19 protein-coding genes and 1 pseudogene are annotated in these 24,940 nt (G+C 62.6%); 8 read left to right on the forward strand and 12 right to left on the reverse strand.

Annotated features, from left to right (window positions below; all coding sequences use genetic code 11):
- Nucleotides 1-20: 20 nt before the first annotated feature.
- The gene (gene rtcR / locus OXR00_RS18020; RefSeq protein ID WP_267389608.1) at nucleotides 21-1,625 is read right to left on the reverse strand and encodes an RNA repair transcriptional activator RtcR; all 1,605 of its coding nucleotides are present in this window, start codon (nucleotides 1,623-1,625) and stop codon (nucleotides 21-23) included.
- A 256-nt stretch (nucleotides 1,626-1,881) separates the two neighbouring features.
- Between rtcR and OXR00_RS18025 the strand changes: the two genes are divergently transcribed.
- Together OXR00_RS18025 and rtcA are read left to right on the forward strand one after the other, a co-directional pair.
- Nucleotides 1,882-3,105, forward strand: coding sequence for an RtcB family protein (locus tag OXR00_RS18025; RefSeq protein ID WP_267389609.1), 1,224 nt, complete (start codon nucleotides 1,882-1,884; stop codon nucleotides 3,103-3,105).
- A 27-nt stretch (nucleotides 3,106-3,132) separates the two neighbouring features.
- Nucleotides 3,133-4,149, forward strand: coding sequence for an RNA 3'-terminal phosphate cyclase (gene rtcA / locus OXR00_RS18030; RefSeq protein ID WP_267389610.1), 1,017 nt, complete (start codon nucleotides 3,133-3,135; stop codon nucleotides 4,147-4,149).
- Nucleotides 4,150-4,268: 119 nt separating this feature from the next.
- Here rtcA and OXR00_RS18035 read toward each other — a convergent pair whose 3' ends face one another.
- The 6 genes from OXR00_RS18035 to OXR00_RS18060 form a co-directional block, all read right to left on the reverse strand.
- A complete protein-coding gene (locus OXR00_RS18035) occupies nucleotides 4,269-5,264 on the reverse strand; it encodes a nuclease (protein WP_267389611.1) in 996 nt (331 codons plus the stop codon).
- Nucleotides 5,265-5,304: 40 nt separating this feature from the next.
- Entirely contained in the window at nucleotides 5,305-6,405 is a 1,101-nt protein-coding gene (locus OXR00_RS18040; protein WP_267389612.1) for a YdcF family protein, read from the reverse strand.
- 35 nt (nucleotides 6,406-6,440) lie between these two features.
- The gene (locus tag OXR00_RS18045; RefSeq protein WP_267389613.1) at nucleotides 6,441-9,074 is read right to left on the reverse strand and encodes a TonB-dependent receptor; all 2,634 of its coding nucleotides are present in this window, start codon (nucleotides 9,072-9,074) and stop codon (nucleotides 6,441-6,443) included.
- A 180-nt stretch (nucleotides 9,075-9,254) separates the two neighbouring features.
- The gene (locus OXR00_RS18050) at nucleotides 9,255-9,500 is read right to left on the reverse strand and encodes a hypothetical protein (protein ID WP_267389614.1); all 246 of its coding nucleotides are present in this window, start codon (nucleotides 9,498-9,500) and stop codon (nucleotides 9,255-9,257) included.
- A gap of 24 nt (nucleotides 9,501-9,524) precedes the next feature.
- Nucleotides 9,525-9,818, reverse strand: coding sequence for a hypothetical protein (locus tag OXR00_RS18055; protein ID WP_267389615.1), 294 nt, complete (start codon nucleotides 9,816-9,818; stop codon nucleotides 9,525-9,527).
- 15 nt (nucleotides 9,819-9,833) lie between these two features.
- Nucleotides 9,834-10,346, reverse strand: a complete 513-nt coding sequence (locus OXR00_RS18060; RefSeq protein WP_267389616.1) for an inorganic phosphate transporter — start codon at nucleotides 10,344-10,346, stop codon at nucleotides 9,834-9,836.
- A gap of 351 nt (nucleotides 10,347-10,697) precedes the next feature.
- Between OXR00_RS18060 and OXR00_RS18065 the strand changes: the two genes are divergently transcribed.
- The 3 genes from OXR00_RS18065 (at nucleotide 10,698) to OXR00_RS18075 (ending at nucleotide 15,624) form a co-directional block, all read left to right on the forward strand.
- Complete coding sequence (locus OXR00_RS18065) at nucleotides 10,698-10,979, forward strand: DNA/RNA non-specific endonuclease (RefSeq protein ID WP_267389617.1); 282 nt, start codon at nucleotides 10,698-10,700, stop codon at nucleotides 10,977-10,979.
- 932 nt (nucleotides 10,980-11,911) lie between these two features.
- Nucleotides 11,912-14,296, forward strand: coding sequence for a TonB-dependent receptor (locus OXR00_RS18070; RefSeq protein ID WP_267389618.1), 2,385 nt, complete (start codon nucleotides 11,912-11,914; stop codon nucleotides 14,294-14,296).
- 2 nt (nucleotides 14,297-14,298) lie between these two features.
- Nucleotides 14,299-15,624 (forward strand): ectonucleotide pyrophosphatase/phosphodiesterase, encoded by a 1,326-nt coding sequence (locus OXR00_RS18075; RefSeq protein WP_267389619.1) that lies wholly within the window; start codon nucleotides 14,299-14,301, stop codon nucleotides 15,622-15,624.
- Between the two features lie 288 nt (nucleotides 15,625-15,912).
- Here the strand turns inward: OXR00_RS18075 and OXR00_RS18080 are convergent, their stop codons facing one another.
- Both OXR00_RS18080 and OXR00_RS18085 read right to left on the reverse strand, forming a co-directional pair.
- Nucleotides 15,913-17,244 (reverse strand): glycoside-pentoside-hexuronide (GPH):cation symporter, encoded by a 1,332-nt coding sequence (locus OXR00_RS18080; RefSeq protein WP_242153415.1) that lies wholly within the window; start codon nucleotides 17,242-17,244, stop codon nucleotides 15,913-15,915.
- A 14-nt stretch (nucleotides 17,245-17,258) separates the two neighbouring features.
- Complete coding sequence (locus OXR00_RS18085) at nucleotides 17,259-18,281, reverse strand: aromatic ring-hydroxylating dioxygenase subunit alpha (protein WP_267389620.1); 1,023 nt, start codon at nucleotides 18,279-18,281, stop codon at nucleotides 17,259-17,261.
- 52 nt (nucleotides 18,282-18,333) lie between these two features.
- On the opposite strand from OXR00_RS18085, the gene OXR00_RS18090 reads away from it, so the two are divergent.
- On the forward strand, nucleotides 18,334-18,966 hold the full coding sequence (locus tag OXR00_RS18090; protein WP_267389621.1) for a TetR/AcrR family transcriptional regulator: 633 nt from the start codon (nucleotides 18,334-18,336) through the stop codon (nucleotides 18,964-18,966).
- A 216-nt stretch (nucleotides 18,967-19,182) separates the two neighbouring features.
- Here OXR00_RS18090 and OXR00_RS18095 read toward each other — a convergent pair whose 3' ends face one another.
- A complete protein-coding gene (locus OXR00_RS18095; protein ID WP_267389623.1) occupies nucleotides 19,183-19,569 on the reverse strand; it encodes a hypothetical protein in 387 nt (128 codons plus the stop codon).
- A 10-nt stretch (nucleotides 19,570-19,579) separates the two neighbouring features.
- Between OXR00_RS18095 and OXR00_RS18100 the strand changes: the two are divergent.
- A pseudogene (locus OXR00_RS18100) lies at nucleotides 19,580-20,521 on the forward strand (OB-fold nucleic acid binding domain-containing protein); the annotation flags it as partial.
- Entirely contained in the window at nucleotides 20,518-20,805 is a 288-nt protein-coding gene (locus OXR00_RS18105) for a hypothetical protein (RefSeq protein WP_267389624.1), read from the forward strand. The pseudogene OXR00_RS18100 and the gene OXR00_RS18105, both read left to right, overlap by 4 nt.
- A gap of 346 nt (nucleotides 20,806-21,151) precedes the next feature.
- Here OXR00_RS18105 and OXR00_RS18110 read toward each other — a convergent pair whose 3' ends face one another.
- Nucleotides 21,152-22,036, reverse strand: coding sequence for an alpha/beta hydrolase (locus OXR00_RS18110; protein ID WP_267389625.1), 885 nt, complete (start codon nucleotides 22,034-22,036; stop codon nucleotides 21,152-21,154).
- 132 nt (nucleotides 22,037-22,168) lie between these two features.
- On the reverse strand, nucleotides 22,169-24,919 hold the full coding sequence (locus tag OXR00_RS18115) for a [protein-PII] uridylyltransferase (protein WP_267389626.1): 2,751 nt from the start codon (nucleotides 24,917-24,919) through the stop codon (nucleotides 22,169-22,171).
- Nucleotides 24,920-24,940: the final 21 nt, after the last annotated feature.

The following is a 24,940-nucleotide window of genomic DNA, read 5'->3' on the forward strand; positions in this document are numbered from 1 at the left end:
CGAGTGGCCGCGTCTGATGCTTATTGGCGAACTTGCGCTCGATCACGCAGTTCCTGCCATGTCAGGTTAAACCGCTGAAGGTACTTGCGCAGGCGGTCGGCATCGTTGGAGGACGCGCGCTTCGCCAGCGACGCGGCGAACAGCGTGCGGCCGGCTTCGGAGAGCGAGCGGCTGCGTCGGCAGATCTCCACGACGTGGGCCAGCTGAACACGGTCGAACGGATCAAGCGTCCCGACGCGGTCTGGCGACAGTACTTCGACCAACCCGTCGTCCGGTGCCGATCCAACCGACCACAGCCGCTTCAGGCGGATAACCTCCGCCTCGACGCAAGTGGCGTCGATGCGGCCTTTCGGGCTGAACGTTGCCATGCGGGTCACGCTGGAGGCGAGATCGCGAAAGTTGCCGGTCCAGCGCGCGTCGGGGCCTCCCGCAAAGGCGAGATAGCGATCGCGTGCCTCTTTATTGAAGGTGACGCGTGTGCCCTCGCGCTCAGCGAAGCGGTCGAGTTCGTAATCGAGATTGGGCGCGATATCCTCACGCCGATCGACGAGGCCTGGCAGCGTGAAGGTCCATAGGTTGAGGCGGGCGTAGAGGTCGTCACGAAAACGGCCCTCCGCGACGGCCTGCGAGAGGTCGCGATTGGTGCCCGCGATGAGCTGGAAGTCGGACCCGGCCTCCTTGTCGGCACCGACTGGTAGAAATCTCTTGTCCTCGATCGCGCGCAGAATGGTGGCTTGCTCGTCCAGCCCGAGCTCGCCGATCTCGTCGAGGAACAGCATGCCACCGTCCGCCGTGCGCAGCAGCCCGGCGCGGTCGGCGGCGGCGCCGGTGAACGCGCCTCGCTTGTGCCCGAAGAGCGCCGACATAGCGCTGTCGCCACGCAGCGTCGCGCAGTTCACCTCGACGAAGGCGCCTTTTACCTGATGCTTCAGCCGCTTCAGATCATAGATGCGCCGGGCCAGCTGGCTCTTCCCAGCACCCGTCGGTCCCATCAGCAGCACCGGTGAGCGGCTGCGGGTCGCGACCTGCTCGATCTCGTCAATCATGGCGTTGAACACGGCGCTTCGCGTCTCAATGCCGGACTTTAGAAACGATGTGCTCTCCGCGCTCGCGGCGGCGAAGCGCGTCGCGATGCTGTCGTAGCGCGACAGGTCGAGGTCGATCGCGTTCCACGTCCCTGCCGGCTCGGCCGTTCCTCGTCGGGGCTGCGTCTGGAGCAGACGGCCGGGCAGGTAATGCGCCTCGGTCAGGAGGAAGAGGCAGATTTGGGCGACGTGAGTGCCGGTGGTGATGTGGACGAGATAGTCCTCCGCCTCAGGATCGAACGGCCAGCCGCGAGCGAAGTCGAGCAGCTTGCCGTAAACCTCCTCGAAATCCCATGGATCGGCGAAGTCGATCAGGTGCGGCTCGACGCGCGTTTCGGGAGAGACCGACGCAATGTCCCGCGCGACGAAGTCGGCAAGCCGCTGGTGCGGGGTGCCGTGGATGAGGACGAAACGATCGATCCGCAGATCCTCATGCATGGCGAGGCCCACGGACGGCCGCCACTTGTTCCAGCGGGAGGCGTCGTGCTTGCTGCCATCCAGCGTGGAACCAAGGAATCCGATCACTACCAGCGGCTTCATGGTTATACGATAGGATAAGTCGATATCCCTGTCACTCATATTTATTATCGGCCAAAGAATAGCAGTATGCTGGTCCCAAAAACAATGTGGATAAATTACAGGCTCTTAGTCAAAATTTGGTGCAGACACCGGAAGTTGGCACAACCGATGCTGTGGAGATCGCGTCGGATCGAATGGTATCGAGCAGTCCGACAACGCGGCCGGGGCGGCTGGAATCAGCCAGTCGCCCCAAACGCAGAGATCACCGGAGGCAAACATGATCGCGAACTATGATGTCCAGACCGTCGAGGGCGGCGTCCCGATCAAGATGTGGACGCGCGGCGTCCCGGTCGATGACAAGGCGCGGGTGCAGCTCGCGTCGGCGGCGAAGATGCCGTTCGTGTTCAAGCACGTCGCCGTCATGCCCGACGTCCATGTCGGCATCGGTGCAACCGTCGGTTCGGTCATCGCGACCAAAGGCGCAGTGATCCCGGCAGCGGTTGGCGTCGACATCGGCTGCGGCATGATGGCGGCGCGGACGAGCCTGATGGCGAGCGACCTGCCCGATAATCTGGAAGGCGTGCGCGCCGCGATCGAGCGGGCGGTGCCCGTCGGCCGCGATGTGAAGATGGGCAAGCGCGATCCCGGGTCGTGGGGTGATCCGCCCGTCGAGATCGTAGAGGCCTGGGCGACGCTCGCTGGCCGGTTTGGGCAGATCGTCGCCAAGTATCCGAAGCTGGCCAAGACCAACAACCTGGTCCATCTCGGCACGCTGGGGACAGGCAATCACTTCATTGAGGTTTGCCTAGATACCGAGCAGCGCGTTTGGGTGATGCTTCACTCGGGTTCGCGCGGCGTCGGCAACGCGATCGGCACCTTTTTCATCGAGCTGGCGAAGCAGGATATGCGCAAGTGGTTCCTGAACCTTCCCGACGAGGATCTCGCCTATTTCCCGGAAGGAACCGAACACTTCGACGACTATGTCGAGGCGGTCGGCTGGGCGCAGGACTATGCGGCGCTAAACCGGCGGATGATGATGACAAACGTGATACGCGCCATACGCGGCGTCATCGCCAAGCCGTTCGACGCGGAGCTTGAGGCCATCAACTGCCATCACAACTACGTTCGCCGGGAGAACCACTTCGGCCAGAACGTGCTCGTCACCCGCAAGGGTGCGGTGCGCGCGGCGGAAGGCGTGATGGGGATCATCCCGGGCTCGATGGGCGCCAAGTCGTTCATCGTGCGCGGCCTTGGCAACAGGGAGTCGTTCGACAGTTGCTCGCACGGCGCTGGTCGGGTGATGAGCCGGACGCAGGCGAAGCGCGAAGTCACGGTGGCGGAGCACGTCGCCGCGACCGCAGGCGTAGCCTGCCGCAAGGACGAGGGGGTGATCGACGAGAGTCCCCGCGCCTACAAGCCGATCGAGGCGGTGATGGCGGCGCAGGCCGATCTCGTCGAGATCGTCCACACACTGAAGCAGGTGGTGTGCGTCAAGGGCTGACGCACACCACCCAATGCGAGACAGAATATGATCGAGATCGATGGTTCGAAAGGGGAAGGCGGCGGACAGGTGGTGCGCAACGCGTGCGCGCTGGCGCTCGTCACGGGTACACCGTTCCGGATCACCAACGTGAGGGGCGGCCGTGAGAAGCCAGGGCTGATGCGCCAGCACGTCACCGCGATCGAGGCGGCATGCGCGATCGGCGGAGCTGAATGCGAAGGGCTGACCGTTGGCGCGTCGGCGGTAACCTTCCGCCCCGGTCCGGTCGCGCCGGGCGAATACCACTTCGCCGTTGGCACTGCGGGATCGACGGGCCTGGTACTTCAGACAGTGCTGATGCCACTGGCGATCTCGAATGCGCCGTCGCGGTTGGTGCTCGAAGGCGGCACGCACAACATGCTGGCACCGCCATTCGATTTCATCGCCCGTAGCTTCTTGCCGATCATCGACCGGATGGGGCCTACCGTTACAGCGCGGTTGGTGCGGCCCGGCTTCTACCCGCGTGGCGGCGGACGGATCGAGGTGGACATCACGCCAGCGCCGCTAAGGTCTATCGACTGCCTCGATCGAGGCGCACCGCTCACCCGGTCAGCGTTGGCAATGTTCGCGGCCATCCCGCCCGGCGTCGCCGATCGCGAGATCGCGACCGCGAAGAAACTGCTCGCCGACTGGTCGGAGGAGGCGTTCGCGGTCCGCGAACTGCCCGAGAGCCAGGGTCCGGGCAACATCCTGCTGCTGGAAGCCGCTTTCGAACAGGTGACGGAGGTGGTCAGCGGCTTTGGTAAGCTCGGCGTATCGGCGGAACGGGTCGCGCAGACGGCAGCGGCCCGAATGGCAGGCTATCTCGCCTCCGACGCGTTCGCCGGGCCGTACCTGGCGGATCAGCTGCTGCTGCCATTCGCCCTCGCCGGCGGCGGCAGCTTTACGACCGTCAAGCCGAGTCAGCACAGCTTGACCGCCGCGGCGGTGATTGAGCTCTTTCTCGAAAAGCGCTGCGTCTTCACGCAGCAGCCCTCAGGCACTCACCTCGTGGAGGTGCGATAAGCTACTTTATAGTCAGCTGAACAAATGGCCGGAGTTGGAACGGCGAGATTCGGCCTCGGGTGTCGGCAATTGGGTCTTCTGCACGAGCGATCTTTCGGAAGATCAACACGCGCACATGATCAGTTCGGATCGACCTTAGCCGGGGCGGAACCCGTCGTAGGATCATACCCAGGTGTTTGTGGATCCAGTGGGTTCGCCAAGTTGGCATCGATGGCCTGAGACTCGCTCCAGGCGCGCGCAATCATATCACGCAGCATTGATGCACCTGCCGCGGTTGTTGCATAGACAAGTGCGCGTGCATCGGGGTCGCTCTGCCTGCTGAATGATCCTCGCTTATCGAGCTGGTACACCGTTTCCATATGATCGCCCGCCGCGTTGAGGTAGGAAAGCACTGCGTCGAATAAGTCTCCTTCTTCGTGCGAGCGCGGCGCCATGTGTTGGCGCACATCACCTTCGGTGAGATCGATCAATTTGACATAAGCCGTTTCGAAGCGAGCGTGTATGCTTCCGTCGGCAGTGTAGCCGTGGGGATTAAGCCCCCGCCATCCGTCGCTGTTCATCGTGTCGTGAAGCGGTTGAGATCCATCTCCGACATAGTGACCAAGTCGGATCACATCGAATGCACAGATCTGTTCCAGAAACTTCGCGTTCTGCGCCTCGCCGTTCGCACGCGCGGTGCGAAGCTGGCGCATGTCGGCGACAAGGTGGCCGTATTGCTCCATGATCGCGAACGGGAGCGTGCCCGTCCAGCGAACGTTGATCCAAGCCGCCGATGCAGGATCACTGTGCAAGAGGCGTTGATTTTCGCGGTAAAGCGCCAGCAGGAAAGCATAGCGTGACCGGGGAAGAGGCTTGAGGAAGGCGAAGCGCTCGCGGAACCAGCCGTGGTTGGGGTCCTCCTCGATTTTGGAAAAGGGCTCTGACGCGTTACGCCAGCCATCCGGGATGGTGGAAGACGCAGCGATATAGTCCGAGTAGGCGCGTAGGAAGATCGGTCCATCAGCCGGCAGCGCAGCGATCGCCGCGCGGTCGATCGCGGAATGCGCCTGATGACCCCAGCCAAAGGCTGGCGATGCTGACAGTGCCGTGAGAAGGAGGGCGAGGCGCTTTATCATGGTTGCTCCTGCGTAAGGGGTCCTTGGCGTTGAGCAGCGCTCACGGATCGAGCGGGTCTAAAGGGTCGACCCGCAGCGAAGCGGTGGAGGGCAGGAACTCCACCTGATTTGGCGATAGACGCGCGCCGATGCGACCGGGCTGGTAGCCGAGTTCTATCTGGTTACGCTGCGCGAACTTTGCGCTCTCGATATAGCGGCTTTGGTCGATATTGGTTGAGATTAGCGCCGGCTGATCAAGCGGAGCGCCCAATGCGGCGAGCCGCCGCGTGGCGTTCCGTAGGTTTGTGGTGGTATGCCGCGCATAGGGCTCGATGATGATCGCTTCCGCTGGCACCCCGAAGCGATCCTGAATGGCGCGGGCCATTTCAACAGCCTCCACCTGACGCGTTCTGCGCGGATGGACCGATCCCCCAGAGAATAGCACAAATGGGGCCAAGCCGCTTCTCCACAGCGTCGCCGCCATCTGGACGTTGAGCTTGCCAAGCGCACTGAGCGGCGTGGAAAGGTCCTCGGGTCCGATACCGGGTACGATGATCGCGGTGTACTTATACCGTGACCAAGTGAGCGTCTTGGCGCGTACCGTTGCCGCAGCGTTGAAGCGTGGCTCAAGCGGCTCGAACGCGGCAGCGTCGTCGCGATCGTTGGCGTCGAGCAGGGCAAGCGCAAGCCCGACGCTAGGATCGAGCATGGTCGCCGAGGCATTGAGCTCGGCTTCGGCAAGCGCAACAGCAGCCGAGGCATTTGCGGTGGCGCGCTCAGGATCGGGTCCATCAATCTCGGGGTAGCGCGGTGCCGCGCCCTGACCGTATACGCTCAAAATAGCGTTGATGCCTGCGACCTCACGCAGAATTGCAAAACGCGCGCTGTCTTCACGGACTGTCCGAATGCCGCTTTGCTCGGCCGCGCTACCGAGAGTATCGCGCTCGGCGTCACTCCAGCGTGCTGCCTGAAGCACGCAGCGCGGATCGCTTTTGCACGCGACGATCCGCTGGCGCCGCTGCGCCAGCATCGCGGTGATCGACTTGGCCCGATGATTGCGCGGCCAGATCGACAGCGTCGGGAAAAGCCGTTCGGAAAGCGCCGCGATCATCCTGTCCGACACGCCGGCGCCATTCGGCGGAGCCGCCGCGATCGTCAGCATCGCGCAAGCGCTTAGGATGTCTTTGTATAGACTGCTTACCATGATTTGGTCAGCACGAAGCGGAAGTTGCGCCCGAACAATGGACGCCCATAGACCGCGACCGCCGTACCTTGGCCGAACGCGTCGCTTCGGGTGTTTCCTTCGGTCAGTCCGTGATTATTGGTGACGTTGTCGCCCACCACCTGGAACTGCCAAGAACCACGAGTGTAGTTGAAACCCACGCCGAGCGTCTGATAGGCGGGCAGTTCGGTGGAGTTCAGATAATCGACATATTCACGACCGACAAAGTTCATTGTGCCATAGAGGTCGAACAGGTTCGGCCCACTCTCAAAGTGAAGCTTCGGCATGACATGACCGTATAGCTTCGGCTCGCGTATGATCTGCTTGCCAGCGACCGCGATGGTCTGGGAGGGTTGGCTGGGATTGTAAAGATTATCATATTGCGGATCGGCGAAGGTGATCGCCCCACTCACCGAGAACCAGCGTACCGGCTCCACGTTCGCGTCAACCTCGACACCCTTGCTTACTGCCTTGCCGATGAAAGGCACGTTTGTGGTGTATTGCGTGGTTGGGTCCGGATAGGAGCCGTTGAGCGGATTGAACTGCGTGTAGTAGCCGGTGGCATACACGTAGTTATGCCCGAATGAAGCCTTCAGGCCGAGCTCGTACTCATTCGCCTTGGTGTAGGTCGGGGTCGGCGTGGTGCTGAAGGCGGTTCCGGCAGTAGGTGGCACCTCGATATGACTGGCGCGGCCATAGGCCCCGAGATGGCGCGTGAAATCGTAGTTGAGACCAGCGGTCCAGTTGGTCACCTGTGGGCTCAGACGGAATTGGTAGGCGTTGCCCGTTAGTGCCATGACAGTGTTGGCCAGCGTTCCGGTCAACAACGTGTTCGTAACCGTTTTTGTGAAGTCTTCAAAGCCATTGTAGCTGTACCATTCATGCCGAATGCCGCCGTCTAGCCTTAGACCGGACGTGATTTCCCAGGTATCGTTGGCGTAGATCGCAAACATTTTCGCATCGACCTTGCCGATACCCAAGGCATTTGTGCCGGGCAATGCGCCGTTGTTCGTGACCTTGCCCAGTATCGCACCGCTTGCCGAATACGCGAGGAGGTCGAGCCGGGCAGGTTGGCCTTGCACTTGGATCAGGTACTGCTGGTAAAGCTGATACTGTGTATCGCCATAGAAGGAGGTGTACGCACCGACTTTCACGTCATGCGTACCGAAGCCGGTGGCGAACTTGTGGGTGACGCTAAGATCGCCCTGCACTGAGTAAAAGCTTGAGTCCGCTGCGCGATACTGCGCTGGCATCACCAGTCCGGATTGGCCGTACGGATTATAGGCGGTGTTCGTCCCGGCGATGACATAGCCAAGATGATCAACAGCGCCGAACGCCTTGGCCGCCGCCGCACGGTAGGTTGCCGCGAAGGCATTCGCATCGCTGGGATTGGTAGTGGAATACAGAGCGTCGAAGGTGTTTTTGCCTTTCGTTGCACCACCTTTGAAGCTGACCAGCCAATCGTCGAAATCACCTTGATACTGAACACCAAGATTGCCGTAAACCATATGCCGGCCATCGGCGAGATCGCGGTTTACACTACGCAATGCGCCATTGGGATCCTGATAGCTAAGCGTTACGTCGCGGAAGGACGGCGAGTTGGTCGTACCCGTGAAGTAGTTGAGCCACGGGTTCAGCGACTGCGATGGGTTGGCGGGGTTTGCGATTGGAATTGGCAAATAGAAGACGTTGTGATCGTTGAGGTAATTGCCCGTCACCTTCACAAAGCCGTTGGCGAAATCATGTTTGATGTTCGCACGGATCTGGCCGCCGCGATCATTGGGGAACCCGTTGTCGCGATATCCGTCGCTGTAGCGCAGAAAGCCGCCGATCGCATAATAGGTGTCGTGGCCAAGCGGGCCGGACTGCATGACATCGCCGCGATACAAACCGATGTCGCCAATCGTCAGTTGTGCCTTGCCGCGTGGCGTGTCGGTGCCGCTGACGGTGATGTTGTTGACGATGCCAGCTGCTTCCGAAGCATAGATCGGCGCTGGGCCACCCTGCACGACCTCGACCCGGTCGGTCATGAGGTCGTAACGATTCATCCCGTCGCCTGCGTTGAAAAAATATCCATCGACCTCATGGTAGAGTGGCAGGCCGTCTTGCTGGAAGATCAACAGGCCACGGTCTGTTGGAATGCCGCGCAGCCGGGTAATGTTCTGCACCTCGCCGCCGGTCGTCTCGACATGGATACCCGGCAGGGTGCCGAGCAGATCCGCAAAGCTTTTCGGAGCGAGCAGCTTCACGTCCGTCTGCGAAAGCGAGTTGATCTCGTATGAAACGCCGAACCGCCGCTGGGCACGGGCCGAACCGGTCACGATGATGTCATTCCCCGCAGCGCCGTTGGGGTCTGCCGCTTGGGGATCGGTCAAGCTGGGCGCGGCCGCAGTGTCAGACGTGGAGGCGGAAACTGATCCGGCAGGCGCCTGCGTCGCGAGCTGTGCTGAAGCAGGCGCGGTAGTAGCAAACACACTCAAAGCGACGCCGCCAGTCCAGATTGTTCTTCGCATTGAATTTTCCCCGCTGGGCAGCGATCCGCTGCTGCTGGTCGCCCCGCTAGGCAGGCTTGGTGACAGTATGAATACTGCCGCGGAAAAAGCGGCCATCCGAATGCCCTCAGTTGGATCGTAGCGGAAGGCGCGGCAGCTAAACCATATGATCACGGAGACGGTTGCGAGCGGCAACCGGCCATAGTGAGGCCGACCGTGCGTATATGAAGCTTTTGCTCTCTGCCGAAGCCCTCAATCAGCTAGGAGGCCAAAACGGCCGCTCCATCTCACACAGCGCTATCGAATTAGGAGATTCGCAGCCCCGATGCCGTCGCTTACCCACCACGGCACATAGTTCACCAGCCCGGTGAGATCCTTCTGAAGTGCCTTCGCGGTCGCTTGCTCAGTCTTGGATGCGTTTCCAGCCTTGTTTTCGCCGACCGTTTTCAGCTCGGCGATGACCCGGTTGGTATCTGCGCGTAGCCGTACGCGCTTGTCATGCGGCACCGCGCTCAAGCGCGTGACGCCCTTCATCAGCACCATCGCATCAGTAGCGGCGTTGAGGCCTTAGGCCTTCTTGCTGCTTCCATCCTTTGCAATGAGCGACGTCGCGCTCGCAAACTGGGGCAGGATGCCAGCAACCTTGCCCGGCGCAAGATCCTCGTTGATTGCAAAGGTGAACGGCGCAAGCCCGATGACGGTCAACATGATCAGGCCGATGCTTTTCTGACCATCGTTGCTGCCGTGGGAGAACGAAACGCCGGTGCAGGTGCCAATCAGAATGGCCCGCATCCACCATACCGGTGGGGTGTCGCCCTCCGGCGGCTCGTAGAGGTGCTGGTCTTTGAACAGGAGCCGCACCAGGCGGAACAGCAGTCACGCAAGCGCAAAGCCAAGCACCGGCGAAACAAGCAATGCTTCGAGCACTTTGAGGATCTGCGACCAATCGACGCCTTCGTGCAGCGGACGCGAGCGTCGCAGGGTGGAGGCGATCGAGACGCGGACAAGAGACCCGATCAATGCATGGCTACTGGAGTTGGGTATGCCCAGCGCCCAGGTGCCGACATTCCAAAGCAGCGACGTTATGAACAAGGCGGCAAGCATTCCGATCGCCGGGTCGCCATTCGGCGGGGTCAACACCTCGGGCGGCAGGATTTCCACAAGGGCGTAAGCGACCGCGGTACCGCCGACCATGACGCCCATAAAGTTCATCAGACCGGACCAAACCACCGCCTGAACCGGCTTGAGGGAGTTGGTGTAGATGACGGTCGCGACGGCGTTCGCGGTATCGTGAAATCCATTCGAAAACTCGAACACAAGCACGAGTACCAGGCAGGCGCCGAGAAGCACCAAAGCAAGCGACGACCCAAGCGGTACGGCAGCGAACATCGGCATGTTCCTTTTGCCGGGTTAGAATGCCTGGCGATCCTCTCTGGGCCGGCAACATGACAGGCTGGTTTCACTCCAGACGATCGCCGTCACCAAGACAGCGGTAGCGGTTCTCATTCTTTTCGCAGAGATGAACAATCGACTGAGATCGAGTAGCGATTAGTCAACTACTTAAGAGGCCGCCTGGACCTTGTCTCTCCGTATAACCAATGCGTCGGGGGCGCCGCAGCGTCCGTCCTCATCATGTCGGGAAATGCTGCTGAGGGCGCACCTTCATTTATGTGTAAATGATAGGAGCGGACCAAAAAAATCTCCAGTCGGGTGACACGCGTGCGTGCATTATCGCGGGACATGCTTGCGCCGGGCGACCCGAGGCAGGACTTTGGTACCGGCGTCGTTCAGTACCCAGAAACGTTCTGGAAAGTCGTCGCGGTCAGCGCAAATGACAGCGTGGGGCATATCCTGCGGATCTATGCTTTCCTGCTTAGTCAAAAAGACGTCATCGATCGCTTCGGAATCGAGTTCGCTCCTGGCGAGTACGCCCGGTACCAGATCCCGCTTGCACATATCTCGGAACTCACTGGCGTGATCTTCGACCCACAGTTGCTCATCGCTGACACGAAGCCCGCTTGAGGAAACCTGCCGCCGGCGGATTGAGGCCGTAGCAATTAGCTCGAATGTCAGTCCCCATGATTAATAGGCGGTTGGGCGCCGGATTGGAGTAGAAGCTTTCACATGATCGAGGATGACGATCATCTCGCGGGCCTCAGCTTCTGTCGCGAAATGAACATCCAGCCAACGTTTGGCTCCGCAGGCGTAGATGCCCTAACGGCCGGCGAGATCTGCTTCAGGTCGTTGATGGGCTTCGTATCGAGTTTTGCTGGCCATGCAGCCGCTTAGACAGCAAGCGTGGGGACATCACAAACGGGTGCAGGAAAACAGTAGAGAGGCCGTAACTTCCGACAGCAAGTGCCGCTTGGGTGTGCTGGCGGAGCAGAGAAACATCGAATATTTCCAGGCGCCGCGCAGATGAGCGATGATGCGGCAAAGTGTCCTACCATCATCATCAGCGTTGCTGCCAAGGGTTGGCATGCGTGTATCAATTGAGGCGGGTGCCGTGCTCGGATTTCCTGTCTGGCGATAATTAGGCCGCCTTAGCTGCTCGGACGCGCTGCACTTTCTCTTGATAAACAGACGTCCGAAGTTGAGAGACTACAAAAGGCTTACAAAAGTCGGTTTGTGGGTCACCTCGCCAGCCGATGTGCACCGTCTTGGCCGCACGCTCCCACGTCATCGCAACGAGGCGGCAGCGATGTTGTAAGCTCTGCAAGCGCGCCGGGTCACTCTGCAAAGGAGTCTGCAAAGCTTGTTGCTATCTGGGAACCGCTAAAGCGTCTTGTTCAAGGCGGCGCTGGCTGGGTTCTTCTATGTACGGTGGGCGCCGCCCTAGCAGCTTCCATTTATCGTGAGACGTGCGTCATCACAGCGTAATATGCCCGTCTCCAGCATGTCATGTCCCGCCGCCAATGGGCCTGCGACGCCGAAGCGGCGCAAAGGGGCTCACCATGAGAATCGCTGTTCGACTTTTGACCGGCATCGCGCTTGCAGCCATCATCGCGCCTCTCTCAGCCGAAGCGCAGGAAAATTCGGTTGTGGGGCCCGTCGTGGCGGCAACGAATGACACAAGTCCCGAACCGGCTGGCACAGCGCCACCGGGTGACGACATCGTCGTGCTCGGCTTTGGGCAAAGCCGTCAGGTGCAGAGCGTAAACGCCGCCGACATCGCGCGGCTGACGCCTGGCTCCAGCCCGCTGAAGGCGATCGAGAAACTGCCTGGCGTCAACTTCCAGGCGGCCGATCCGTTCGGTGCTTATGAATGGGCGGTGCGCATCTCACTGCGCGGGTTCAACCAGAATCAGCTCGGCTTTACGCTCGACGGCGTTCCGCTCGGCGACATGAGCTACGGCAACGTCAACGGCCTACACATCAGCCGCGCGATCATCTCCGAGAACGTCGCGCGCACCGAAGTCGCGCAAGGCGCTGGCGCGCTCGGCACCGCTTCCACCAGCAACCTCGGCGGCACGATCGAGTTCTTCAGCGCGATGCCGCATGCGACGCCCGCGATCACCGGCAGCGGCACCTATGGCTCCGACAACACCTACCGCGCCTACGCACGGCTCGACAGCGGCGACATAGGCCACGGACTGAGTGGTTACGTCAGCTACGGCTATCTCACCACGGACAAGTGGAAGGGCTACGGCACGCAGCGCCAGCATCAGGCAAACGCGAAGATTGTCGAAGATCTCGGTCCGCTCGGCAGCATTTCAGGATTCTTCAATTTTTCAGATCGTCGCGAGCAGGATTATCAGGATCTCAGCTACGACATCATCGCGCGCCGGGGCCTCCGTGACGACAATATCGCCAACGATTACCCGCTCGCGTTACGCATCGCCAAGGTTTACCAGAACCAGGTTGCGGCGGCATCCAAGGCGGCGCTGCCTTGGGCTGGGGTCGGCACGACCTTCCCGACCAGGTTCGGCACAGTGGACGACGCCTATTACGATGCCGGCGGTCTGCGCCGTGATTACCTTGGCGGCGTGACGTTCGACGCGCATCTCACGCCTGCGTTGGCCCTGAAGACCACTACCTATTACCATCAAAACAAGGGGCAGGGTTCGTGGATAACGCCATACTCGCCCACGTCGGTCGGCGCGCTCAACCAGGATGGGTCGGTCATCACCGCGCCGAGCCCACTGGGTTTTCGCACAACGGAGTACAGCATCAAGCGCTTCGGCGGCATCGGCACGCTCTCCTACGAAACAGGCGCGAACCGCATCGAACTGGGCGGCTGGTACGAGAATAACGATTTCACGCAGGCGCGCCGTTTCTACGGAATGACCGACAGCGCGACGCCGAACCGTGATACGCTGGCATTCCAGCGCAACGCGTATGCGACCCAGTGGGATGGGAAATACAATACCGAGACGCTGCAATACCACGTCGAGGATACGCTGCGGCTGTTCGACGACCGGCTTACCGTGAACGGCGGCTGGAAGGGCGTGTACGTCGTCAACCGCGCGGTGATGCTCGGTGACACGACGTCGCCGCTCGCCACCGGGAGGATTACCGCGCGTGATCTCTTTCAGCCACAGGCGGGCGTGGTGTTCAAGGTGACGCCGCAGACAGAAGTGTTCGCCGACTACACTGAGAACATGCGGGCTTTTGTCTCCTCGGCGACGACCGGTCCGTTCTCAACCACACAGGCCGGGTTTAACGCAATTCGTGACCAATTGAAGCCGGAACGCTCGAAGACGGCGGAGGGCGGCTTGCGCTTCCGCGAGGGGCCGTTTCAGGCGTCGGCGGTCGGCTACTATGTCGATTTCACCAACCGCCTTCTCGCCTTTGCCAATGGTGCAGGTATCATCGGCAATCCGGCGACGCTAAACAACGTCGGCGCCGTCCACACCTATGGTGCGGAATTGTCGGCAAATTACCGCGTGTTCACGCCGCTGTCGCTGTTCGCCAGCTATTCGTACAATCATTCGACTTACGCCGACGACGTTCGCAGCTCGAGCGGCGCGCTGCTGGTTGCGACCGAGGGCAAGAGAGTCGTCGACACGCCGGAACACATGGTCAAGGGCGAGGTTGTCTATGAGCAATACGGCGTCACCGCGCGCGTCGGCGCGGATTACATGAGCAAGCGCTACTTCACCTATCTCAACGATGAAGCGGTGCCCGCCCGCGTGCTGGTGGATGCGAGCATAGGCTATCGGTTCGCGGGCGAAGGAGTGCTGCACGGCATCGCCATCGAGGGCAGCGTGACCAACCTAACAGACAAGAAATATATCGGTACGGTCGGATCAAACGGCTTCACCGCCAGCGGCGACAACCAGACGTTGCTCGCCGGCGCGCCTCGACAGTTCTTCATCTCCCTGAAGAAAGGTTTCTAGCGATGTTCCGACCCAAATGGACGTGGATATTGGCCTCGCTGCTGTGGTCAGCCAGCAGCGCGCACGCGTCGCCGGTGGTAATGATTTCGCTCGACGGGCTTCGGCCCGACGATGTGACGCAAGCTGAGGCACGTGGGATCAAGGTGCCGCATTTGCGAGCCCTGCTCGCCGAGGGTGCGCACGCTGAAGGCGTCATTGGCGTCCTGCCGACCCTGACATACCCTAGCCACACCACTCTCATCACCGGGGTGGCGCCGCTCGAACACGGCATCTCCAATAACTTGACCTTTGATCCGCAGGCGAAGAACCAGCAAGGCTGGTACTGGTACGGCAGCGACATTCGCGTGACGACACTGTGGCAGGCTGCGCACCAGGCTGGTCTGCGTACCGCCAGTATTCATTGGCCGGTCACAGTCGGCGCATCGGGGATCGACGAAAATCTGCCCCAAATCTGGCGGACGGGCATGCCAGACGACACGAAACTGATGAACGCGCTTGCGACGCCGGGACTTCTCAACCGGTTGGAGGCAACGCTCGGCACGTACGAACCAGGCATCGATGAAAGTGTCGACGGCGACGCTGTGCGTGTTAAATTCGCGCAGGCAATCCTCGCCGATCGTCCGGCTTTCACCACGATCTACTTGGCCGGGATCGATCATGAAGAGCATCGCAGCGGCCCGGGTTCGCCTGCGGCGAACGCGACCATCGAACGTACCGATACGCTGGTCGGCGCGCTCGTCGCCTCCGCGCGCGCTGCGATGCCGGATGTGACGATAGTGGTCGTATCGGACCATGGCTTTCTTCCCGTCGCGACGGACATCAATCTATTCGCGCCCTTTGTGGAAGCGGGGCTGATTACGATCGGCAAGGAGGGCAAGGTCGAGTCGTGGCAGGCAGAGCCATGGATTGCAGGAGGCACCGCAACCATTGTCCTCGCCCATCCCGAGGATGCAGCGACGCGGGCGCGCGTCGCGACACTCGTCAGGCGGCTGGCGGCCGATCCACGCTATCACATCGCGCAGGTGCTCGACGCAGACGAGACGCACCGCCGCGGCGGCCCCGGCGAGGCCGCCTTCATGATTGCAATGCAACCGGGGTACGAAACCGGCCGTGACCCGGCCGCGCCGCTTGCCCAGCCTTCCGTCTACAAAGGGATGCACGGTTATCTTCCCGATGTGCCTGCGATGCGTTCGACGTTGATCGTCGCTGGGCCTTCCTTGATCCGCCATGGCGATCTTGGTGTCATCGACATGCGCGCCGTCGCGCCTTCGATCGCACATGTCCTTGGTGTGACGTTATCGGCGGCACGGTTGCCGTTGGTATTCTAAAGCCGGCCTTTCGGGCCAGGTTTTATCTCCACCACCTCAAACCGTTCCGTGCTGGTTTTTAGAATGCTTGATTCCGGACGTTCAAGCGACATGAACGGGCGACCGGAATTGGGAAGCGAAAATCGTGCCGCCAATGTCTGCAACTGGGTCCGTTGCGCCGGAGGGCAGGGGAAAGGCAGCTACTCTACGTCAGCCGACCAATACCGGACGTTCCGCAGGCGCCCATTATCGGGCGTTCGGACACGAAGACATTCTGCCTGCAACCTGCCGCCTGATCAGAAGCGTGTTTCAAGCATCAGACTGCTTGCCGGTGAGCAGCAGTATGTTGAGGCTGATTGCAAGCGCCGGGCCGCCATAGAACAGCCAAGTAATCGCGGATCGAACGCCCTCGCTCACATCGCCAGGCACATAGCCCGTCCAACCCAAGACATAGGCCGTCAGTGCGCTGCCCAACGCGAGCCCGATCTTCACGCCGAAGCTGACGCTGGCGACCAGAAGCCCGTCATCGCGCGTGCCGAAGCGTAGCGCCTGTCCCTCGGCGGCATCTGCGATGTTGACGAAGATCGCGGTGCTCTGAAAGCCGCTCCAGACGTTACAGAGTAGAAATGCCGCAGTGAATGCCTGAGCCGAACCCTGTACGGCATAGCTTACGCCGAGCAGAACCAGCGCCATGCCCAAACTCGCTATATTGGCAGTGCGCACGCCCCATTTCTGAAAAACCGGTCCGGCCAGCGCGCCGCCCACAAGGATCGCCACCGACAGCAGCGGCAGTAGTATGCCGATCAGCTGCGGTTGTCGCAGCACGTCCTTTGCAAAATAGATCAGGCTGGCGACCGTGACACTGATCCGCACGAACAACAGCACCGCCGATCCGAACGCCCGTCGCCATGCCCGATTGCCGAACATCCGCGCCAGCGAGACGCGCAGCGAAGTAGCGGGTTGCCCAGTATCGAGGGCCGGCCGCTCCCGGCACGACAGGAATGTTGCCAACATCAACAGCACCATCGCGCCGGCCATGACCGCCGCAGCAGTACCGAAGCCACCCTTCTCCGCGCCACCAGCCGCCGTCACGATCGGCAGCGTCGCGCCATATACGACGATCGAACCCAGTGATCCGGCGACCGCGCGGATGCTGCCGAGTTGCACGCGCTCCTTTTGCTCCGCCGTAATCAACGGCATCAGTGCGTTGTAAGGCACGTACACGAGCGAATACAGCAACCCCAGCAGGGTGAACGTGCCGTACGCATACAGCAGTTTGGTACCGAGCGAGGCGGCGGGGACGGTAAAGGTTAGCACCAGGCCGATCGCGAACGGTATGCACGCGAACAAGAGGAACGGCCGCGCCTTTCCCCAGCGGCTGCTCGATCGATCCACGATCAGACCGACGATCGGATCGAATACCGCGTCCAACGTCCGCGTCACCAACATCAGCGTGCCGAGTGCCGCGACCGGCAGCAGCGCGACATCGGTATAATAGACCAGCAGGAAACCGGTGACGAACGTCCATCCGAGGTTTGCGCCGACCTCCCCCGCCCCGTATCCGAGTTTTTCTGACCATGTCAGCGGACGTGGCGCTGCGCCGCCCGTCGCGCCGTGTTTGTTGGGCGGTGAATTCGTCATGGTGGCCACCGCTGCTATTCCGCCGCGAGCGGTTCGGCGCCGGCCTGTTCCGCGCGACGGAGCTTCATCAGACGTCGGCGAGCGCGGATGCCGGCAGCGTCGACGTTGAGGATAACGGGCTTCCAGTCCCAGAAATCCCTGTCGCCCATCGTCCGCTGAATCCATTCCAACATCGGGCGGTCTTCATCCTCGAACACCTGATTGGCGAGCGCTTCGCTTTCGTCTCCAGGGTCGCGGGTATAGAAATAATGCGAGCTGGTCGCGGTTTCGGGGGTGATGATGTGCGGGTTGATCATACCGGGGAACGGCGCGGCTTCGCGCGGCGTGCCGGCGTGGGTGAAGCCGATATGTAGCAGCATCGATGCCGGCGCGTGCCAGCGCATGTCGATCCATTCGTCCAGTCGCGTGTTCGCCGGCAGATGCTCCAGCCACGCGGGGCGAATCGTATTGAACATCGACCATCGCGACCAGATCGCGCCGTCCGCCGTCTCCTCGGCGTCGTACTGGCCGGCGAAGATCTTACCCTCGGTGCGGAAGCTTTCGGGATGGATGAATTCGACGTGGCTGAGGTCGAGCAGGTTGTCGCTGATGATCTCGTAATTGGCGCCGAAGTTCATGCGCCCGCGCACGATCGGCTTGGGGTCATCGAGCGCGGCGAAATTCGGGATCAGGCTATCGTCGGCCTGATCGGCGTCGCCGGGCCAGAACCAGATCACGCCATAGCGGCCGACCGCCGGATAGGTCTTCACACGCGCATGTGGCGGGATCAGGTCCGAAAACGGATTGCGCGTGCACTGCCCAGCCGCGTTGAACTCAAGGCCATGATACGGGCAGGCGATCGTGTCGCCACTGCGTTGCCCCTTGTGCAGCGGAGCAAGGCGGTGCGGGCAGCGATCTGACATCATCACATAGCCGCCATCTTCCTTGCGGTAGATCAGCATCGGCTCGTCGAGCAACGTCCGCGGCAGCCGTGCATCGCCGACGACCTCTTCTTCCCAAGCCGCCATGTACCAAAGGTTGCGTACGTAGTCTGCCATCGCCACTCTCCCAGTTCTTATCGAATCGACACCAGAAGGTTTAGATAGCAGAATGAGCGTTCCAAAAAAAGCGGCGATCAGTCGTAAACCGGAAGTCGTGAAAGCGCGCATTCTCGATGCCGCGCAGGCGGAGTTCATGGCGGCGGGCTATGCAGGCGCCAGCACCAACCGGATTTTGGAACTGTTCGGCGGGTCCAAGCCGACGATGTTCCGGCATTATCCTACCAAGCGGGAGATGTTTCAGGCGGTCGTAGCGCGCATTGCCGCACGCTGGAGCAGTGAAATCGACTGGCAGCATATTGACAGCGAGGTGCCGGCAGAGTGGCTGCGCGGGTTCGGCGGCATGGCACTGCGGTGGATTTTGGGAGAGGACAATATTTTCGTCGGCCGCATGGCAATTGCCGAAGGTGAGGCTTTTCCGGAAGTCGCAGACATCTACCGCAGCCTTGCAGTCGATCCAATCGAAGCGGTTCTGTCTGCACGCCTTGAAACGTGGACCCGGGCGGGAACGCTGGATTGCGCATCGCCGCAACGCGACGCGGTCGCCTTTCTCGATCTCACATTGTCTGGAATGGTAAGCCGTGCGCTTTACGGCGTTTCGAGGCGGCCTGACGACGCATCGCTCGACACGCATGTCGATTTTGCTACCGACCTGTTTCTGCACGGTCGGCTCGCACGATCGTGAAAGCACGAACTATGCCCGGCCGAACCTTTGCGCAAATCCATGACGAAAATTGCAGGAATTGCCGGCTGTCGCGCTGCGGTAGGGCTCAAGGTAAAGGTCCAGCGACGGAGCGGGCGTGCCGATACTTGTTGTTCAGCACGCTATGTCCCGCAGCAATGCGACGTATCGTGTGCCCGCGCCCGAAGCCCGGCGGCCCGCGCTGTCTCGGGCGTCTGGTCACGGTATGATCCTCAGCCCGTGCCGCACGTTGAGAGCGTGCTCGAACAGGGTCCTGCCGGCCGCCTTGCTGTTCGCAGCGAAGTTGTTCTGGAGCGCGAAGTAGATCGCATCTACCGCTGCGGGATCGTCTCGCGCGGCACCGGCTGCCTGCGCGGCCACGGAAAGCCGACGGAGGTCCTCCGACATGCCCTGGCCGATAAGCACTTCGAGAGCGGCACCATCGGGTCCGAGCATCGCCGACAGCGCTGACGAGATATTGGGCGCCTGTATGATCCAGGATACCTGGGACAGATCGAAGGCCGTCCTCAGCCCCGCGTCGTAGAGGCGGCCGTTACGCTCGGCGTCCATCATGTCCGCGAGCGCGAGAAGCGGTTCCGCGGCCAATTCGGCGTCGCCTTGCGTCAACGCCAGCCGCTGGGACTGCACGCTCGAGCGCACGGGTGGGAAGTACCTCGCTGTACGGCTCGGCCTGCGGCAGATCCGCGGCCTCTCCAACAAGGACGGCGCCGCTATGGTGGGTGCACGCGGCACGGGGTCTTTCGAGAGCGTCGAGGACGTCTGGCAACGGTCGGGCGTGCCGCGAGCTTCAATCGAAAAGCTAGCCGATGGCGATGCGTTTCACGCCTTCGGCAACGACCGACGGCAGGGATTGTGGAAGGTGCGCGGCCTGGGCGAGGCACCGCTGCCGCTGTTCGCGGCGGCTGACCGCGCAGCGGACAGCATCAGCGCGGAAGGGATCGAGCCCGACGTGTCATTGCGGCCGCTGACCGACGGTCGAGAGGTCATCGAGGACTATCGCGCGCTCCAGCTCTCGCTGCGTGCGCACCCGCTGACCTTCGTCCGCGACGAGCTCGCGCGCAGGGGTGTCACCCGTTGCGCGGATCTCGCCAACATCCGCGATGGGCGCCATGTCGAGGTCGCCGGGATCATCCTCGTCCGGCAGAAGCCTGGCAGCGCCAAGGGCGTGCTCTTCATCACCATCGAGGACGAGACCGGGATCGCCAACGGCATCCTCTGGCCCGACCGCTTTGAAGCGCAGCGCCGCACCGTGATGTCGGCGTCTATGATCGGGATGAAGGGCCGGGTGCAGAAGGAGGGCGAGGTGATCCACGTCATCTGCGACCGGATCATCGATCATGGCGATCTGCTGCACAGGGTTGGCGAGATGTCGTTCCCGCACCGCACCGGAGGTGGCGACGGTGCGCGCCATGCTGGGGCGCCGGACCGCGGCGACAAGGGCTGGAGCCCGGAGCCGCGCAATTGCTACTGGCCCCCCCACGCCGACGGCCTGGATCCGGAGGAGGTCGTGCGGTTCAAGTCGCACGATTTCCGATGAGCGCGTTGTCGCGGCGCCAGCGCATCGTCATCGCCTGCTCCGTGTTCGTGCTACGTGAAGGCGTTACCCGCTGCGCCGACGGCCGTGTCGACACGATGCATGTGCGACTGGCGCTCTCCTGTCTGCTGCCGCACTGCGCGGAGAGGTGGCCGCTGGCGCTGTACTGGGATGCGGCTGCACAGGAGAACGAAATAGGCCGCGCACAGGGCGTCACCGCCGCCTTAAACGGGATCGTTCGGCAGCTGCGGCGCGCCGGCTGCTACGAGGATGTGGCGCCGGTTTGATCCCGATCGGCGACCGACCCTCGTGCGTTTGCGTGACAATTCTCATGTGCGGCGATGCTAAAGGCAGCAGAGGTATCACTTACGCCGCTTATCCCAGGCGAGGTCAAGCATGCCGGATGCTTACCAAACGAAGGTGCTTCACAAAAACGCATGAGAGAGCGGCGGCGAACGCTCTTCTAACCGTTCTACCCCAAGCTAACATATTGTTTAATAAGGAACGCCAGAGCGGCTCTTAACCGTTTTTCGCAGGTTCGCCGTGATTTAGCTAAGCGAAATCACGTATGCGAACCGCTCGGCCGGCATCGCAAGGCGATGGCCGACGGCGCGGCTTTGCCGCGACGTGTTCTCAGCAAAAACGCCGAAGATGCGCGACGGTCGCGTCGGCGACCGCATCCGGCGCCTCTCGCGCGGGAAAGTGCCCAACCCCTGCCAACACCAACCGCGCGTAGTGGCCCGCAAACCCATCCGCCTGTGCCTCCGACTCACTCGGCGGATCGCAGCGATCGTCACCACCCTGGATCAGCAGCGTCGGCACGCGCAATCGCTCGGTCGCAGCGATCGCCGCGCGTTCGGCGGCGTAGCGCGGGTCGAGCGGTTCGCTGCCCCAGCGGTAGCGATAGCCGTGTAGCGTGATCGCCACCCAGTCCGGATTGCGGAAGCTCTCCGCCGCCGTGGCAAAGGTGGCCTCGTCGAACCAGCCGGGAGGGCTCCACGTGTCCCACTGCGCGCGCGCGAAGCCGATCGGATCGGCGGCGACCTTCGCCGCGCCCGCGTCCGACGTCATCAGCCACTGGTACCACCAGCGTGCACTCTGCGCGAAGTCGGGCACCACGAAGTGGCCGTGCGGCGTGTAGCCGATCGCCAGCACCACGCCGGCGGCGATCCGCTCCGGCGCGATGGCGCTCAGCGCGTAGGCGGTGCGCCCACCCCAATCATGCCCAAGCACCGCGAATCGATCGATGCCAAGCGCATCGGCGAGATCGAGCGCATCGCGGGCAAGCGCGGCGGCGCTACCATCGCGCGGCGCAGCCGCGTCGAGGAAGCGGGTCGGCCCGAAGCCGCGCAACCACGGCGCAATCCAGCGATAGCCCGCCGCCTCGATTGCGGGCGTTACCGCCGCCCAGCCGTCCGGCGCATCGGGCCAGCCGTGTAGCAGCAGGACGGGCAAGCCGCCCGCCGGGCCGCCGCTGGTGTAGGCGATGTCGAGCGTGTCGGTACGGATGCGATCCATGCGGGCTCCTGCTGCCGTTCGGAACGAAAGGCAGGGCGGGCAACGCATGTGTTGCCTGCGCGGTTGCGCCGTGTGCGTCGGCCAAACCCCGGCGCGTAGCAGCGGCTAACGCTTGGCCGGCGGACCGTCCCGTCACGCCGCCGTGCGCAGCGTCTCCCCTTGCGCGGCGGTGAGCAGGCGCCGTTCGATGCCGCGCAGCTTGGTGGTGCTGGCGATCTTGTCCCCGGTCAGATCGGTCAGGTAGAAGGTATCGACCGCGCGCTCTCCATACGTCGCGACGTGCGCGGAGTGGATCGTCACCTTCGAGTCGAACAGTGCGTGGGCAAGCTGGTGCAGCAGCGCCGGCCGGTCGCGCGCGTTGACCTCAATTACGGTGAAGCGGTTCGACGCCTTGTTCTCGATCAGCACGTTGGGTGCGATCGGGAATGCCGACGCACGGGGGCGGGACAGCGGTTTTGCGAGCAGCTTGTCGACCAGCCGCCCGCGTGCCGCCAGCGCGTCCTCGATGCCGTTGCGCAGCCGCTTCAACTGGGTCTCGTCGTCAAACGGCGCGCCCACCGGGTCCTGCACGACGAAATTGTCGAGCGCCATGCCGTCGCGGGTGGTGTGGATCCGCGCGTCGATGATGTTGCCGCCAGCCAGGCTGATCGCGCCGGCGATGCGGTAGAACAGCCCGGGATGATCGGCGGCATAGACGGTGACGAGCGTGGCGCCGCGCGCGATGTCAGGCCGCGTATCGATCGAAAGCTGCGCCGTGCCGGCGCGTTCGATCAGCCGCGCGTTCTGGACGAGCACCTCGTCCGGCTCGGCCACCCAATAGGGATCGGGCATGCGCTTGAGCAGCGTGGCGAAACGCGTCTCGTCCCAGCCGAGCGCCTCGCGCAGCGCGGCCTGTTTGGCGGCGATGCGTTCCTCGCGGCCCTTCTGCTTATGCCCGAGCCGCAGCACTTCCTCGGCGGACTCATACAAAGCGGTCAGCAATTGCCGCTTCCAGCTGTTCCACACCCCCGGCCCGACCGCGCGGATATCGACCACCGTCAGCAGCAGCAGCAGCCGCAGCCGCTCCGCGCTCTGCACCGTCTCGGCATAATCGAGGATGGTCTTGAAGTCGGACAGGTCGCGTTTGAAGGCGGTCGCGCTCATCAGCAGATGGTGACGCACCAGCCACGCCACCGTCTCGGTCTCCGCCTCGGTGAGGCCGAAACGCGGGCATAGCCGGTGCGCGACCTCGGCACCCAGCACCGAATGGTCGCCGCCGCGCCCCTTGGCGATGTCGTGCAGCAGCACCGCGACGTACAGCGCGCGCCGCGACACGATCTGCGCGAACACCGCGCTGGCGAGCGGGTGATCCTCGTCGAGCGTCTTGTTCTCGATGCGCGACAGCAGGCCGATTGCACGGATGGTATGCTCGTCGACGGTGTAATGGTGGTACATGTCGAACTGCATCTGCGCGACGACGCGGCCGAAATCGGGAATGAAGCGGCCGAACACGCCCGCCTCGTTCATCCAGCGCAGCACCGTCTCCGGATCGCGCGGGGAGGTCAGCACGTCGAGGAACAGCGCGTTGGCGCGTGGGGCGGCGCGAAAGTCATCGACCAGCTTGGCGTCGCGCGCGGCGACGCGCATCGTCAGCGGGTGGACCTCCATGCCGTGCAGGTCGGCGAGTGCGAACAACTCGATCAGCCGCACCGGATCGGCCTGGAAGAAGTCGTCGGCGGGGATCGCCAGCCGCCCGCGATCGACGGTGAAGCCGTGCAGCTTGCGCGGGGACCGGCGGCCCAGCATCGGCAGCCCGAAGCGTTTGCCGCGTGCCGCGAACTTCTCGTCGAGATGCGCGAGGAACACCCCGGTCAGATCGCCGACGCGCTTCGCCTGGATGAAGTAATATTGCATGAACCGCTCGACCTTGGATTTGCCCGGCCGGTCAGCGAACCGCATCCGCCGCGCGATCTCGGTCTGCATGTCGAAGGTAAGGCGATCCTCGGCGCGGCGTGCGATGCTGTGCAGGTGGCAACGCACCGCCCACAGGAAATTCTCGGCGCGGTTGAACTGGCGGTACTCGGCGCGGCTGAGCAGCCCGGCCTCGACCAGTTCGCCCGGCTCGGACACATTATAGGCGTATTTGCCGATCCAGAAGAGCGTGTGGAGGTCGCGTAGCCCCCCCTTGGCCTCCTTTACGTTGGGCTCGACCGCGTAGCGGGTGTCGCCCATCCGCTTGTGGCGGGCGTTGCGCTCATCGAGCTTCTCGGTGATGAAGGTGCGCACCGTATCGGCCTGCACCTCGGTCTTGAAGCGGTGCGCGGCCTCGTCATACAGCGTTTGATCGCCCCACACGTAGCGCGCCTCCAGCAGCGCGGTACGGATCGTCACGTCGGCCTTGGCCTGGCGCACCATTTCGTCGAGCGAGCGGCTGGAATGGCCGACCTTCAGCCCGAGATCCCACAGCGCATACAGCATCGTCTCGATCACCCGCTCGGCCCAGGCAGTCTGCTTCCAGGGGGTAAGAAAGCCGATATCGACGTCCGAGTAGGGCGCCATCTCGCCGCGGCCATAGCCGCCGACCGCGATGATGGTGAGCCGCTCGGCTGCCGTCGGGTTATGCGCCGGGTAGAGCCGCTGCGTGGTGAAATCATGCAGCAGGCGGACGATCTGATCGACCAGGAACGCCTGCGCGGCGGCGATCTCCAGTCCGCGTGAGGGATGTTCGATCAGCCGCCGACCGATCTCCGCGCGGCCCGCGTCGAGCGCCGCCTTGAGAAGGGCGGTGGCGGTGCCGCGTAGAGCGATCGGTTCGGTCCCCTCCAGGGCGGCGAGCGCATCGGCGAGCGCGCGTCGATCGATGATCGCGCGGCGTTGCGGCAGAGAGTCGAAACGGCTGGGCATGGGCAGGAGATAGGGCAGGCG

Origin of the sequence: Sphingomonas sp. GC_Shp_3 (assembly GCF_026540945.1) — a bacterium.
Classification (GTDB): domain Bacteria; phylum Pseudomonadota; class Alphaproteobacteria; order Sphingomonadales; family Sphingomonadaceae; genus Sphingomonas.

Bases quoted from the DNA above. Each gene is read 5' to 3' on its own strand.
- rtcR (WP_267389608.1), bottom strand. From the start codon at position 1,625: ATGAAGCCGCTGGTAGTGATCGGATTCCTTGGTTCCACGCTGGATGGC.
- OXR00_RS18025 (WP_267389609.1), top strand. From the start codon at position 1,882: ATGATCGCGAACTATGATGTCCAGACCGTCGAGGGCGGCGTCCCGATC.
- rtcA (WP_267389610.1), top strand. From the start codon at position 3,133: ATGATCGAGATCGATGGTTCGAAAGGGGAAGGCGGCGGACAGGTGGTG.
- OXR00_RS18035 (WP_267389611.1), bottom strand. From the start codon at position 5,264: ATGATAAAGCGCCTCGCCCTCCTTCTCACGGCACTGTCAGCATCGCCA.
- OXR00_RS18040 (WP_267389612.1), bottom strand. From the start codon at position 6,405: ATGCTGACGATCGCGGCGGCTCCGCCGAATGGCGCCGGCGTGTCGGAC.
- OXR00_RS18045 (WP_267389613.1), bottom strand. From the start codon at position 9,074: ATGGCCGCTTTTTCCGCGGCAGTATTCATACTGTCACCAAGCCTGCCT.
- OXR00_RS18050 (WP_267389614.1), bottom strand. From the start codon at position 9,500: ATGGTGCTGATGAAGGGCGTCACGCGCTTGAGCGCGGTGCCGCATGAC.
- OXR00_RS18060 (WP_267389616.1), bottom strand. From the start codon at position 10,346: ATGTTCGCTGCCGTACCGCTTGGGTCGTCGCTTGCTTTGGTGCTTCTC.
- OXR00_RS18065 (WP_267389617.1), top strand. From the start codon at position 10,698: ATGCTTGCGCCGGGCGACCCGAGGCAGGACTTTGGTACCGGCGTCGTT.
- OXR00_RS18070 (WP_267389618.1), top strand. From the start codon at position 11,912: ATGAGAATCGCTGTTCGACTTTTGACCGGCATCGCGCTTGCAGCCATC.
- OXR00_RS18075 (WP_267389619.1), top strand. From the start codon at position 14,299: ATGTTCCGACCCAAATGGACGTGGATATTGGCCTCGCTGCTGTGGTCA.
- OXR00_RS18080 (WP_242153415.1), bottom strand. From the start codon at position 17,244: ATGACGAATTCACCGCCCAACAAACACGGCGCGACGGGCGGCGCAGCG.
- OXR00_RS18085 (WP_267389620.1), bottom strand. From the start codon at position 18,281: ATGGCAGACTACGTACGCAACCTTTGGTACATGGCGGCTTGGGAAGAA.
- OXR00_RS18090 (WP_267389621.1), top strand. From the start codon at position 18,334: ATGAGCGTTCCAAAAAAAGCGGCGATCAGTCGTAAACCGGAAGTCGTG.
- OXR00_RS18105 (WP_267389624.1), top strand. From the start codon at position 20,518: ATGAGCGCGTTGTCGCGGCGCCAGCGCATCGTCATCGCCTGCTCCGTG.
- OXR00_RS18110 (WP_267389625.1), bottom strand. From the start codon at position 22,036: ATGGATCGCATCCGTACCGACACGCTCGACATCGCCTACACCAGCGGC.
- OXR00_RS18115 (WP_267389626.1), bottom strand. From the start codon at position 24,919: ATGCCCAGCCGTTTCGACTCTCTGCCGCAACGCCGCGCGATCATCGAT.